This is a genomic window from Alcaligenes faecalis (genome assembly GCF_005311025.1).
Taxonomy (GTDB): domain Bacteria; phylum Pseudomonadota; class Gammaproteobacteria; order Burkholderiales; family Burkholderiaceae_B; genus Alcaligenes; species Alcaligenes phenolicus.
Genome location: NZ_CP031747.1, coordinates 1821706 through 1835409, shown reverse-complemented (window position 1 = coordinate 1835409; position 13704 = coordinate 1821706). Strand labels below are relative to the sequence as shown.

Here is a 13704-nt window from a genome sequence, read left to right as displayed (position 1 = left end):
GGCCAGACCTTGCCGGCAGCCGGTTTACACAGGCAAGCGTTGCCCCTTGGCCTTGATGCAAGACAGCACGATCTGCGAATGGATCTTGGTGACGCCGCGCAGCGTGTTGAGCTTGTGAATGACAAAATTGGAAAAAGTCTCGAAGTTGCGCGTGCGTATGTGCAGCATGTAGTTCGCCTGCCCGGTCACGATGTAGGCATGGAGCACTTCATCCATGGTGGCCAGTGCCTTGCTCAGGTACTGATGCTCGCTCTCGTTGAGCTGCCCGATATTCACTTCCACAAAGGCTTCAATGGCAAAGCCCAGTTTGCCTGCGCTCAAGTTGGCGCTGTAGTTTTCGATGAAGCCTTCCTGCTCCAGAATCTTTACGCGCCGGTGGCAGGAGGAGGGCGAAAGGGCTACCAGGTCAGCTAGTTCCTGGTTGCTGAGCCTGCCGTTGTCCTGTAAAAGACGCAGGATTTTCAGGTCTGTCTCATCTAGTCTCATATTTTAGAATTTTCTATGAAAAAGGTTTTTAAAAACCGAATTTTCTTCCAGTATTAATCATAATCTTCATCGCTTTGGAATAATTTACCAGAGGCTCGGTGCTAGACTAAATAGCTTAAAAAGCAGAATCGAGGAGCATGAATATGATTACCTTGCAGCAATGCGAGCAGTGGGATCAGGCCGATGAACTGGCTGCCTTCAAAGCCAAGTTCGACCTGCCACCCAACACGATTTATCTGGACGGGAATTCGCTGGGCGCCATGCCCCGACACGCCATGGAGCGCGCCCAGGAAGTTATTGCTCAGGAATGGCGTACCGACCTGATCAATAGCTGGAACAAGGCAGGCTGGTGGACCTTGCCCGTGCGTCTGGGCGACCAGATGTCGCCCCTGATCGGTGCCGGTCAAGGTGAAACCATCGTCAGCGACAGCACCTCGGTCAATCTGTTCAAGGTGCTGGCTGCCGCCGTCAATTTGCAAAAAGAGCGCCATCCGGAAAAGAAAGTGATCCTGGCCGAGCGTGATTCCTTCCCTACGGATCTTTACATCATTGAAGGGTTTAACGCCTTCTTTGGCAAAGACTATAGGCTTGAATTGATTGATGACCCGGCAGACCTGCAAACAGCCGTCAATGATGAAACCGCTGTGGTGGTGCTGTCCCATGTGAATTACCGCACGGGTTACTTGCACGATATGCAGGCGACCAACCGCCTGGTGCATGAACACAATGGTCTGTTGATCTGGGATTTGTGCCACTCCGTGGGTGCCTTGCCTATCGAGCTGAAAGACAGCGAGTCCGACTTTGCCATTGGCTGCACCTACAAGTACCTGAACGCCGGTCCGGGTGCTCCGGCCCTGCTGTGGGTGAACCCCAAGCTGATGGGCCAGATCAGCCAGCCCTTGTCCGGCTGGTGGGGCCACAAGCACCCTTTTGCCATGAGCCCGTCATATGAAGCCGCCAACGGTATCGAGCGTTTCTTGTGCGGTACTCAGCCCATTGTTTCCTTGAGCCTGGTGGCTTGTGGTGTGGACGTGTTCCTGCAAACCGACCTGCAGGCGGTGCGCCGTAAATCCCTGGCGCTGACGGACTTGTTCATCGCTTTGGTGGAACAGGAATGTGCGGAATTTGGCCTGCGTCTGGTGACTCCACGCGATCACCACTACCGTGGCAGCCATGTCAGTTTTGCCCATGAGCAAGGCTATGCCGTGGTGCAGGCCCTGATCGCCCGTGGTGTGATTGGGGACTACCGCGAGCCTGAAGTGATGCGCTTTGGCGTTACGCCCTTGTATCTGTCTTTTGTGGATATTTGGCAGGCTGTGCAGCATATCAAGGCGGTACTGACCGATAAGGAATGGGACAAGCCCGCCTATAAAACACGCTCCAAGGTGACCTGATCAGGCTGATATAAAAAATAAGCATAAAGGAGGAGACATGAGCCGATTTGAGCAAATTCAATCGCGCGAAGCCGGGCTGCATAAAAAACTGAGCGCCCGCCAAATGAGCATGATTGCGATCGGGGGCGCCATCGGTACCGGCTTGTTCCTGGGCAGCAAATTTGCCATTGGCTTTGCTGGTCCCGGCGTTGTACTGAGTTATGTGATTGGCGGCTTCATTGCTCTGGTCCTGATGGGCTGCCTGGCCGAGATGACGGTGGAACACCCCACATCGGGCTCTTTTGGAGCCTATGCGGAGTTCTATATTCATCCGCTGGCCGGGTTCCTGGTGCGCTACAGCTATTGGGCCTGCATTGTTCTGGCCGTGGGCACCGAGGTGACGGCGGTGGCGGACTATATGAAGTTCTGGTTCCCGGACGTCTCACCCTGGATCTGGATCGCCTTTTTCTCGGCCGTGCTGATTGCCGTCAATGCCTACAGCGTCAAGGCTTTTGGCTCGGTGGAGTATTGGTTTGCCCTGATCAAGGTGTTTGCCATTATTGCGTTCATCGTGCTGGCCATTGGCATGTTGACGGGCTATTACAAGCCCGCACAGGTACAGGAAAACCTGTTTGGCCAGGGTGGCTTCATGCCCAATGGCTGGTATGGGGTGTGGGTAGGGGTGATCATTTCCATCTTCAGCTATCTGAGTATCGAGATGATTGCCGTGGCGGCGGGCGAGGCAGAAAACCCCGAGCAAGCCGTGCGCCAGGCCTTCAAGGCCACCATCTGGCGCTTGATCATTTTCTACCTGCTGTCCTTGTCGCTTATCGTGATGCTGGTGCCTTGGCAGGTGCTGGTAGCGGAAGGCACAACCAGTCCTTTCATTACAGTGATGCAGTCCGTCGGCATTCCCTATGCAGACAGCATCCTGAACTTCATTGTGATTATTGCGGCCTTGTCGGCCATGAACAGCATGCTCTATATCTCGACCCGCATGATGTTCAGCCTGTCGCGTGCCGGTGATGCGCCCGCTGCGCTGGGCAAGGTGGCGCGCAATGGTGTGCCCTTGAATGCCCTGGCTTTATCGGCCAGCGGTGTGGCCGTGGCCGCAGTGGTGTATGCCAACAATCCGGAAACCGCCTTTCCGGTGATGATCGCCCTGTCCATGTTTGGCGCCTTGTTCACATGGGGCATGATCTTCCTGACTCATTTGTTCTTCCGCCGCCGCGTGGCCCAGGACGGTGTGCAGCTACGTTTCCGTATGCCGGCCTATCCCATCGGCACCTTGCTGGGCTTGATTGGCATTGTGGCGATTTTGGTGACTACCTGGTTCATCAATATCTTTCACTACACCTTGCTGTTTGGTGTGCCGTTCCTGCTTGCCTTGGTCGTGATTTACTTTGTACGAGGCGCTCGTAAGGCTGCCTGAGTGATCTGACTTTCTGGCTCTGTTTGAACAAGCCCCTGCCTTGGCAGGGGCTTTTTTTTGCAGCGTGCGTTTCAAGAAGCTCGTCCTGTCGGATAACAGCGGGAGCGTAGTGATGTTGAGGCGTGTGTGTCTGAACAGGCAAGGATGCGGTGTGGGGCCGGTTTGATCTTTGTCAGCCTTGCGGATTGCGGAGAATCGATTCAATAAAAATGTGTATTATTTGAGACTATTATGTATCATTTGGTATTGTGATTGCTCAAGAAGGCCACTGTCAGTCGTTCTGGGCCGCTGTTCTTTGTTGGGGGCGGCCAGGGCTGCGAGTGCTTGGGAGGAAAACTGTGAACCGTCATGGAAAGCGCATGACTCAACCGCGTGAGTTGCGTCAATCGAATCGCAAAGCCTTGCTGGGCCCCGGCGCGGATGCCGCTTTTAGCAGCTTGGCGGCGCCCGAGATTCGGCAGCGCGTGCTGCTGGCCCATTGGGTGGCCCATAGCCGGGACAAGACCCAGCAGTACTTGGGCTTCCCCTTGGGCCGCATCATGCTGCAGCGCTGGATGCACAGCAAAGCCGGCAGCCGTCGGATCGAGGCGTTTGGCCTGCCGCGTCACATCGTCCATGAAACCTTGGGGGAGCAGGCTTTAACCCTGCATGTGAACCCGCGTGAGCTGATCCGCATGGCCATTCAGGCGCCTCGCAAGGAGGAAAAACGGCCGTCCTCCCTGGCCTTTATCTGGGAGGGAAGCTGGGACCAGCGGCGTGAGGATTTGCGCGTCGGAACGCGTTACTCCCTGATCAGCGATCTGGATGAAAACCGGCATCAGCTGGAACAAACGGCGCGTTTCAAAAAGCTGATGAAGCGTATTGAACAGGGCAATCCTTGGGAGTCGTATCAGCAAGGTGTATTTCTGGATACGCCGGAAAAGATTATTGAGTACCTGCGCATTTACCTGGGTTTTCTGGACGATATGGCTCGTGATGGCTTTGATCCCAGGCGCGGCAAAGATGCCTTGGGTGTGGTGATCTCCCGTGATGGCCGTATTCTGAAAATTAATCGTGGTCTGCACAGATTGGCCATGGCCCAGAGGCTGGGCCTGCCTAGCGTACCCGTGCAGGTACGCCATGTGCATCGCTTCTGGTGGGATCGGGTCACTGCCGGGGCCACGGGCGAGCTGGCCTTGCACCGGATGCAGCAAGCCTTGCGCCGCTGCGTGCCGGAAACCCGGCCCGGCCCTTTGGATCTGGATCCGGATACCTTGCTGACAGATGCTTTCTGGCCGGCTCCGCGTGCCGGTCTGAGCGTTTAAAAAAATCACCCGCATAGTCATTATTCCATGGGTGAAATACGGTTTCTCAATGAATGACGTTACACTAGCGCACGCTCCACCCAGGTAGCGTGCCTGTTCGTTTTCCTGATCTCCAGTGGTGCCAAACAAGAAGACCGATTCGCAGCGATCTGGCAATAGCCCGTGCCCGATCCAGTCCTGTATTACCTAGGGGAAGAATTATGACTGCAGCAAAGCCTCGGCCTCGCGAGGAATTGCTATTGCGCCTTGTAAGCGCTTTGGCTGACCAGCCGCGGGCGTCCATGGGGCAATTGGCCGGTCTGGTGGGCTTGAGTCGCGCAACCCTGTGCCGCTACTTCCCGTCTCGCGAAGCCATGATGATGGAGATCTTCCAGGAAGGGGTAAATAGTGCGGAGCAGGCTATTGAGCGCGCCCGTCTGTGCGACGGGAGGGCACAAGAAGCCATTCAACGACTAATCCAGGAACTGCTGCCTATTGTGGATCTGTACATGTACGTTGAGCTGCAGTTGCAGGTAGAGGAGTATTCCACGGCCCGCAGTGAAGCGGTACGAGAGGCGTTGATTGAGCAGTTTCAACAGTGGCAGGAAAGCGGGGACTTGCGGCGCGATCTGGCGGCCAGTTGGTTATGCGAGTCCTTGTTTGCCTTGCTGGGCAAGGCTGCCCGGCTGATTCGAGCTGGCCGTCTGGCCCGCCATGATGCACCCCATAATGTGTTTGTCCTGCTGTGGAGCGGCATCGTTCATCCCTGATCGGGACCGGAAAACCAGGCCTTGTGCTTTCATATCTGTGCGGATTACGCTGCTTGCTGGTGCAGCGCACACATACGGAGGCAATGGCATGAAACAGGCAATAGCAGCTTTCTCTTTGGGTTTGTCCCTGCTGGCGGGGGCAGGTGGCGCACAGGCCGCTTTGGACGTGGGCACACCCGCGCCGGACTTTACCGTGCAGGCCGCTCTAGCCGGCAAAACCTTTGAATTCAAGTTGGATGAGGCCTTAAAAAAAGGGCCAGTCGTCCTGTATTTTTATCCGGCAGCATTCACCCAGGGTTGTACTGTCGAAGCGCATACTTTTGCGCAAGCCATTGACGAATACAGCCACTTTGGCGCCACTGTAATTGGCTTGTCTTCGGACAATATCGATACCCTGAAGGATTTTTCCACCGGACCTTGCGGCAGCAAGTTCGCGGTGGGTGCGGACACCACAGGCCAGGTCATCAAGGCTTATGACGCGGGCCTGGGGACGCACACCGAGCGTGCTTCCCGCATTTCTTACGTCATTTCGCCTGAGCGAAAAATCATTTTTGAATATACGGCAATGGAGCCGGACGAACACGTGAACAAGACCCTGGGTGCCGTACGCGACTGGTCCGCACAACAGGGGGTCAAGTAAAAACCGGGATAGCAGCTTGTTGTTCCGCACAGCATGGCGAGGGGCACAGTAAACGAGTCGGCAACTTTTTTCTGAATAGAAAGGGGAGCATATGTCGTTCAAAAGCACACTGAAAGTGTTTGTGCTGGCTAGCAGCATGGTGATGGCTGGCTCTGCCTGGACGGCAGAAATAGCCGATCAGATCTGGATGGGAGGACCCGTGCTGACGATGAATGACAGCCAGCCTGCAGCCCAGGCGGTTGCGGTCAAGAATGGTCTGATTCTGGATGTGGGTACCCTGCAGGCGATGCAAGCCTACAAAGGTCAGGACGCTACCGTGATCGATTTGCAGGGCAAGGCCTTGCTGCCGGGTTTTGTGGACGCACACAGCCACGCTTTCATGATCGGTCTGCAGGCCATGTCCGCCAATCTGCTATCGCCTCCGGATGGCGCGGTGACAGATATCCACAGTCTGCAGGAGACGCTCAGGCAATGGCTGGGTGAGCAAAGTAAAACCAGGGAGGTGGGTCTGATCCTGGGGTTTGGTTATGACGATGCCCAGCTGGCGGAACAGCGACATCCCAATCGACATGAGCTGGATGCGGTGTCCGAGTCAGTGCCGATTATCATCATTCATCAGTCCAGCCACATTGGAGTGCTCAACAGCAAGGCGTTGGAGATGGCGGGCATTTCCGCCCAGACCCCAGATCCTGCAGGCGGTGTCATTCGGCGGGAAGAGGGCGGGACTCAACCTGATGGGGTGCTGGAGGAGATGGCTTTTTTCTCCAGCTTGACCAGTCAGATGGGCAAACTTACGTCCGAACAGGTTCAGGCTCTGTTTGTTGCCGGCACCGATCTGCTAAAGCGTTATGGCTACACGACCGGGCAGGAGGGGCGCGCGACGTCCGATACGGTGCCTTTAATGCAGGCAGCAGCGACGGCGGGCAAGATCGATATTGATGTCGCCGTCTACGTTGATGTGCTGCAGGACCGGGACTTTATCGCGCGTCATGTCTCGCGGCATTACACCGACGGTTTCCGGGTGGCCGGTGCCAAGCTTACGATTGACGGCTCTCCTCAGGGGTTTACGGCCTATCGCGACCGCCCCTATTACAGACCGCCAGAAGGCTACCGCGCCGATTACCGGGGTTATGCGGCGGTTACGCCAGATCAGGTGTTTGAGTCGGTGGACTGGGCCTTCAAGAACGATATACAGCTACTGACTCACGCTAATGGTGAGGCCGCCTCGGACCTTTTGCTGGCTGCGATTAAAACAGCCCGTGACAAGTATGGCCCCCGGGATCGGCGAGCCGTATTGATTCATGGGCAGTTTTTGCGCCGGGACCAGGTGGCGACCATAGCGGAGCTGGATGTTTTTCCTTCCCTGTTCCCCATGCACACCTTTTATTGGGGGGATTGGCACCGTGACCGCACAGTGGGGCCGGTCAATGCCGACAATATTTCTCCCACTGGCTGGGTGCGTGAACACGGTTTGATGTTTTCCACCCACCACGATGCGCCGGTTGCCTTTCCTGATTCCATGAGGGTGCTGTCGGCGACCGTGACTCGTCGCACTCGATCGGGCGATATTCTGGGGCCGGATCAGAGAGTGGATGTCATGACGGCCCTTAAGGCGATGACCATCTGGCCGGCTTTTCAGCATTTTGAGGAGAAGGAGAAAGGCTCGATTGAGCCGGGCAAGCTGGCGGACTTTGTCGTCCTGTCGCAAGACCCGACCTCGGTCGCCCCTGAGCAATTGACCAGCTTGCAAGTGGTTCAGACCATCAAGCGGGGTAAGCTGATTTATGAACAGGATGGGGCAGTGGAGACAAAGCAGCTTGTCCGTCATTAACACCAGACAGACCGTGCGAATGCTGTCTGAATTGAGCGCCCAAATGTTCATATGAACATTTATGCGTCATAAAACTTTCATCTGAGCGTCACCGACTCGTAACTTCGCGTTCCTACACTGCCGGGTATTCAAACGAAACCCATACGCCGTGTTATGAACCTATCTGTCAGGCAAAGCATTATTGTGGATCTGCTGGCCGCCCAAGGGGCGGTGTCAGTGGATGGCTTGGCCGCGCATTTCGGGGTGACGCCGCAGACTATCCGGCGCGACCTGAACCACTTGTATGAAGCCGATCTGGTGCGCCGCCGCCATGGTGGTGCCGAGCTGAACGTGGTCGAGCGCAATGTGCCTTTCCAAACGCGCCGCATTACCCATTTGCAAGCCAAGGCCCGTATCGGGCGAGCCGTTGCCACATTGATTCCTCCCGGTGCCAGCCTGCTGCTGGGTTTTGGCACCACCCCCGAGCAAGTGGCCCTGGCGCTGGCCGACCATCGCGATCTGACCGTGGTCACCAACAACATCAGTGCCGCTCTGGCCCTGTCCCACAATATGAGCCACCGCGTGGTACTGACGGGTGGTGAACTGCGTCAACCCAACCCCGAAATTCTGGGCCCCGGCGCCGAACGCCTGTTCAACAGCTTCAAGGCGGACTTTGGCGTGTCCGGGGTAGGGGGCTTTGACTCGGACGGTGCCTTGTTGGATTTTGATATGGCCGAGTCCGATTGCCACAAAGCCCTGCGCGGCAATTGCCGTGTGCGGATTCTGGTGCTGGATCACACCAAGTTTGGCCGTCGTGCTCCTGTGCGCAGTGGCTCTTTGGATGATGTGGATATTCTGGTCAGCGACCAGCCTATTCCCGAACCTTACCGCGAGCAAATTCCTGCGCGTGTTCAGATCGTGATCGCTGACGAGGTGCAGGCATGAATCGCGCCGCTATCGAGTTGCAAGGCATAGGCAAAGCCTGGGGCGAACAGGCCGTGCTCAAGCAAATGGACCTGTCCATTCAGGAAGGTAAATTTACGGCCTTGCTGGGGCCTTCGGGCTGCGGTAAGTCCACCTTGCTGCGCATTATTGCCGGGCTGGAAACCCCCGATCAGGGTCGTCTTTTTATTAATGGGCAGGACGCCACCTATCTGGAGCCCGCCAAGCGTGGTTTGAGCATGGTGTTCCAATCCTACGCCCTGTTCCCGCATCTGAATGTGGCCGACAACATCTTGTTCGGCCTGCAAGTACGCCGTGCCGATCGTCAGCAGCAAAAAGAGCGTTTGCGTGAAGCCCTGGCGCTGACCAATCTGGAAGGTCTGGAAGAGCGCAAGCCCGGCCAGTTGTCGGGCGGGCAGCGGCAGCGTGTAGCCCTGGCGCGCAGCATTGTGTCGGGCCATCGTATCTGCCTGATGGACGAGCCGCTGTCGAACCTGGATGCCAAGCTGCGTCACACCGTGCGCCATGAAATCCGTGCTCTACAGCAACGCCTGGGTTTGACCGTGGTGTACGTCACCCACGATCAGACCGAAGCCATGGGCATGGCCGATCACGTGGTGCTGCTTAATGCCGGACATATCGAACAGCAGGGCAGTGCCCAGGATTTGTACGGCCAGCCTAATAGCGTTTTTACTGCCGGTTTTATCGGCAGCCCTCCCATGATGATGATACACAGCGACCATGTCCCCGTGGAGCTGTGGCCGTCGCGCCGTCAGTACGACCAGCCGCATCGTGTGCTGGTGGGCGTGCGCCCGGAGAACCTGAACTTGCACGAAGCGGGCGAGCAGCATGTAGCCGCCACCGTGGTGCATCAGGAGTTTCAGGGGGCTGATGCCTATGTGTATGTGCAGCTTGATGATGGCCACACCCTGATCGTGCGCGCGCCGCACAGCCGCAGCGTCGAGGCGGGTGCTCGCTGTGGCTTGAGCTGGGACCCTGTTCACGCTTTTTACTTTAACCAGGACAGCGGGGCTCGCCTGCCGTCTGCGGATGCTCTGACTGCTGCTCCTTTCGCTGTTCCTCCTGCTGTTCTTCCCTAAACGTACTGCGAGTCTACCCATGTTGAAGAATTGTCTGCTTGCCACCTCCAGCGCCCTGTTGATGGGCCTGGGCGCCAATGCCCATAGCGCGGTGGAATTGACCATGTATTACCCCATTGCCGTAGGGGGTCCGCTGACCGATGTGGTCGATGGAATGATCAAGGACTATCAGGCCCAAAACCCGGAAGTCACCGTTAAAGCCGTCTACTCCGGTAACTACGATGAAACCCGTGTACGTGCCTTGTCGGCCCTGCGTGCGGGCGAGCCGGTGCAGCTTTCTGTGCTGGGCGCACTGGATACGCATGATCTGGTGGAACAAGGCCTGGTTGAAGCCTTTAGCGATGTGGCTCAGGACGCCACCAGCCAGGATTGGCTGAAAAGCTTTTATCCCGCCTTGATGGCTAACGGCACCTTGGAAGGTAAGGTCTGGGGCATTCCGTTCCAGCGCTCCACCATCGTCATGTTCTACAACAAGGACATGTTTCGCGCTGCAGGCCTGAATCCGGATCAAGCTCCCAAGACCTGGGACGAGTTGGTGCAAACCGCCCAGAAACTGACTAATGACCAGCATCACGGCTTGATGATTCCGTCGACGGGCTACCCCTACTGGATGTTCCAGGCCATGGCCTTGCAAAATGGCCGTCAGCTGATGAATGAAGAAGGCACGCAGGTTTACTTCAATGACCCCAAGTCGGTGGAGGCGCTGCAGTTCTTCCACGACCTGGCCTACAAGCACAAAGTCAGCCCCACTGGCACCATTGAATGGGGCACGCTGCGCCAGGCTTTTGTCCAAGGCAAGACCGCCATGATGTGGCACACCACGGGCAACCTGACTGCGGTGAAGAATGAAGCCAAGTTCGACTTTGGTGTTGCCATGCTGCCCGCCAAGGAAAAAGCGGCTTCGCCTACCGGCGGTGGCAACTTCTACCTGTTCAAGGGCGCGAACGAGGAACAGAAGAAAGCGGCTCTGGATTTTGTGCGCTGGATGACGGCCCCTGAGCGTGCCGCCAAGTGGTCCATGGCTACGGGCTATGTCGGTGTCAGCCCTGCCGCCTACGAAACGCCTGCTCTGGTCGAGTACGCCAAAACGTTCCCGCAAGCTGTGGTTGCCCGCGATCAGTTGGCCGTAGCTTCGCCCGAGTTTGCCACTTACGAGACAGCACGTGTACGCGAGCTGCTGTCCAACGCCGTGCAAGCCGTGCTGACCAATGCCAAGACGCCCAAGGCCGCTTTGGATGAAGCCCAGGCTGCTGCAGATCGTCTGCTGCGTCCTTTCAACTAAGCAGGTGCAGGAATGGCTGAACCATTGCGTGTGCTGCGTAAAGAGTGGGTATTTGCGTACCTCTTGTTGACGCCGCTGTTTGTGCTGCTAAGCGTGTTTGCCTTTATCCCGGCGCTGCACACGTTCTGGTCCAGCTTGTTGAGTAAAGGCACGGCGCGTCGTCCGGCCCAGTTTGTGGGCATGGACAACTACGATGCCATGCTGGCTGACCCGACGTTCTGGCTGGTTCTGAAGAACAATCTTTGGTATGCCGCCATTGTGATTCCGGTGTCCATGGCCCTGGCTTTGTTGATGGCTTTGTGGGCCAACCGGGCCATGAGTATGCGGGCCTGGGTGCGTTGTGCTTACTTCACGCCCACCATGCTGCCCATGATTGCCGCCGCCAATCTATGGCTGTTTTTCTACACACCGGATCTGGGTTTACTGGATCAGATTGCCAAGCTGTTTGGCGCCGGGGCCACCAACTGGCTGGGCCAGCCGCAAACCGCCCTGGGCGCGGTCATGGTGGTGACGATCTGGAAAGAAGCCGGTTTTTTCATGATCTTTTATCTGGCGGCCTTGCAAACCATTCCGCCCGAGCTGCGCGATGCCGCTCGTCTGGAAGGCGCGACCCGCTGGCAGTATGGCCGCCGTGTGCTCTTGCCCTTGCTGGCACCCACGACCCTGTTCATTTTGATCAACGCGCTGATCAACTCGGTCAAGCTGGTTGATCACCTGTTTATCTTGACCAAGGGCGGCCCCAATAATGCCTCCAAGCTGATGCTGTACTGGATCTGGGAAACCGCCTTTGCCTATATGGATACGCCTAGTGCCGCCGTGCTGACGGTTGTGCTCCTGTTGGGGCTGGGTGCTGTCGCCATCTTTCAATTTCGCTACGCTGAACGACGCGTGCACTACCAGTGATGAACATGGACACTGTTTTGACTGCTCCGGGCCGCAGCTTGCGTTTGCCATCCCTGGATACGGTGGGGGCACATGCGCTGGCCCTGCTGTGGATTGCCCCTTTGCTATACGCCTGCTGGGCTGCATTTCGCGACCCGTCCGCCGCCTTGAGTTTTGACTGGAGCGCAGGCTGGACCGTTAGCAATTTTGCAGCCGCCTGGGACCGTGCGCCCTGGTTGCGCTACATCTTCAACACCACCGTGCTGGTGCTGACCATTCTGCTCGGACAGTTTGTGCTGTGCACCCTGGCCGCTTATGCCTTTGCCCGCTTTCGTTTCTTTGGCAGCCAGTTTCTGTTCATGCTGCTGCTTTTGCAGTTGTTCATCCTGCCCGAAGTGCTGATTGTGGAGAACTACCGCATGGTGGCCTTGCTGGGCTGGACGGACACGGTCTGGGGCATGGGTGTGCCCTATATGGCCAGTGCCTTTGGTGTGTTCTTGTTGCGTCAGGCTTTCAAGCAAGTGCCGCGTGAACTGGAGGATGCGGCGCGACTGGAAGGATGCAGCCGCCTGGGTGTGCTCTGGCGTGTGTACGTGCCGTTGGTCAAGCCTGTGTATCTGGCTTATGCCCTGGTGTCGGTGTCGACGCACTGGAACAATTTTCTATGGCCCTTGGTGATCAGCAGCTCTGACCATACCCGTCCTTTGACCGTAGGTTTATCCCTGTTTGGCGCACCGGAAAGCGGGGTCAGTATCTCCCTGATCAGTGCCGCCACATTAATGACTATCTTGCCGCTTTTGTTGGGCTTTTTGCTGTTTCAAAAGCAGTTCATGCAGGCCTTTTTACGCGCCGGCATTCGTTAAGGAATTCTGATGAAGATCATCCAGTTTTCGGACCTGCACATTACCCCGCCCGATGGCCTGTTGTTTGGCTCGGACCCTCTGGATCGCTTGCGTAGCTGTGTACAGCACGTCAATCGTCATCATGCCGATGCAGACTTGTGCGTGCTGACGGGCGACCTGACCCATGCCGGTCATCCACGCGCATACGAGCGCCTGCGTGAAGGCTTGCAGGATTTGATTCCGCCTGTACGTTTGATGATGGGCAACCACGACAGCCGCAGCGCTTTTCACAGTGTATTTCCGCAGATCTCGACCGATTTACCCGGCTTTGTACAGCATGCCGAGACCCTGGGCGACTGGCGCCTGATCTACCTGGATACCTTGGAGGACGGCTATACCAACGGCTATTTGTGTACGCGGCGTCTGCAATGGTTGCAGCAGGAGCTGGCGGCGCATCGCGGGCCGGTGATGCTGTTTTCGCACCATCCTTTACCTGCCTTGCAGTATCCGTCCATGGATTGGCTGCGTATGAGTAATGCGTCGGATTTATTGCCTTTGCTCAAGGCTCATCCCGCGCCCGTGCATTTGTTCTCCGGCCACGTGCATCGCTGCGCCAGCGGCGTGTGGAACGGCCTGCATTTTGTGACGGTCAATGGCACCAACCATCAGCACGAACTGGATCTGGAGCGCGAGGGGGCCGCAACATCGACTTTCGAGCCTGCCAGTTACGCGCTTATCTTGCCCAACGCAGATGGTTTGACGGTGCATTTTCAGCCCTTTGGCTACGAGGAATTGCGCTTTCCGTATACGGGGGACTTGAGTGCCCTGAAGTGCGTGTAAGCCTTCCGGGTTCAGCAACGCT

13 protein-coding genes are annotated in these 13704 nt (G+C 56.9%); 12 read left to right on the top strand and 1 reads right to left on the bottom strand.

Annotation, left to right across the window (positions count from 1 at the left end; all coding sequences use genetic code 11):
• Positions 1-24: 24 nt before the first annotated feature.
• Entirely contained in the window at positions 25-486 is a 462-nt protein-coding gene (locus D0C27_RS08380; RefSeq protein WP_021447021.1) for an Lrp/AsnC family transcriptional regulator, read from the bottom strand.
• 143 nt (positions 487-629) lie between these two features.
• Between D0C27_RS08380 and kynU the strand changes: the two genes are divergently transcribed.
• From kynU to D0C27_RS08320, 12 genes are all read left to right on the top strand, one after another.
• Positions 630-1880: a kynureninase gene (kynU, locus tag D0C27_RS08375; RefSeq protein WP_009463162.1), complete on the top strand. Its 1251-nt coding sequence runs from the start codon at positions 630-632 to the stop codon at positions 1878-1880.
• A 37-nt stretch (positions 1881-1917) separates the two neighbouring features.
• The gene (locus D0C27_RS08370) at positions 1918-3291 is read left to right on the top strand and encodes an amino acid permease (RefSeq protein WP_026484954.1); all 1374 of its coding nucleotides are present in this window, start codon (positions 1918-1920) and stop codon (positions 3289-3291) included.
• A gap of 359 nt (positions 3292-3650) precedes the next feature.
• Entirely contained in the window at positions 3651-4595 is a 945-nt protein-coding gene (locus tag D0C27_RS08365; protein WP_137430751.1) for a hypothetical protein, read from the top strand.
• 200 nt (positions 4596-4795) lie between these two features.
• Positions 4796-5344: a TetR/AcrR family transcriptional regulator gene (locus D0C27_RS08360; protein ID WP_137430750.1), complete on the top strand. Its 549-nt coding sequence runs from the start codon at positions 4796-4798 to the stop codon at positions 5342-5344.
• Between the two features lie 88 nt (positions 5345-5432).
• The gene (locus D0C27_RS08355; RefSeq protein WP_137430749.1) at positions 5433-5984 is read left to right on the top strand and encodes a peroxiredoxin; all 552 of its coding nucleotides are present in this window, start codon (positions 5433-5435) and stop codon (positions 5982-5984) included.
• A 91-nt stretch (positions 5985-6075) separates the two neighbouring features.
• Positions 6076-7815: an amidohydrolase gene (locus D0C27_RS08350; protein ID WP_240688335.1), complete on the top strand. Its 1740-nt coding sequence runs from the start codon at positions 6076-6078 to the stop codon at positions 7813-7815.
• Between the two features lie 153 nt (positions 7816-7968).
• Positions 7969-8739, top strand: a complete 771-nt coding sequence (locus D0C27_RS08345) for a DeoR/GlpR family DNA-binding transcription regulator (protein ID WP_009463176.1) — start codon at positions 7969-7971, stop codon at positions 8737-8739.
• Positions 8736-9836: an ABC transporter ATP-binding protein gene (locus tag D0C27_RS08340; RefSeq protein ID WP_137430748.1), complete on the top strand. Its 1101-nt coding sequence runs from the start codon at positions 8736-8738 to the stop codon at positions 9834-9836. The genes D0C27_RS08345 and D0C27_RS08340 overlap by 4 nt, the downstream gene beginning before the upstream one ends.
• Before the next feature lie 19 nt (positions 9837-9855).
• Entirely contained in the window at positions 9856-11118 is a 1263-nt protein-coding gene (locus D0C27_RS08335; protein ID WP_137430747.1) for an ABC transporter substrate-binding protein, read from the top strand.
• A 12-nt stretch (positions 11119-11130) separates the two neighbouring features.
• Complete coding sequence (locus D0C27_RS08330) at positions 11131-12021, top strand: carbohydrate ABC transporter permease (RefSeq protein ID WP_009463182.1); 891 nt, start codon at positions 11131-11133, stop codon at positions 12019-12021.
• On the top strand, positions 12021-12863 hold the full coding sequence (locus D0C27_RS08325; protein WP_052159361.1) for a carbohydrate ABC transporter permease: 843 nt from the start codon (positions 12021-12023) through the stop codon (positions 12861-12863). Before D0C27_RS08330 ends, D0C27_RS08325 begins: the two co-directional genes overlap by 1 nt.
• Positions 12864-12872: 9 nt before the next feature.
• Entirely contained in the window at positions 12873-13682 is an 810-nt protein-coding gene (locus D0C27_RS08320) for a phosphodiesterase (RefSeq protein ID WP_115634292.1), read from the top strand.
• Positions 13683-13704 lie beyond the last annotated feature (22 nt).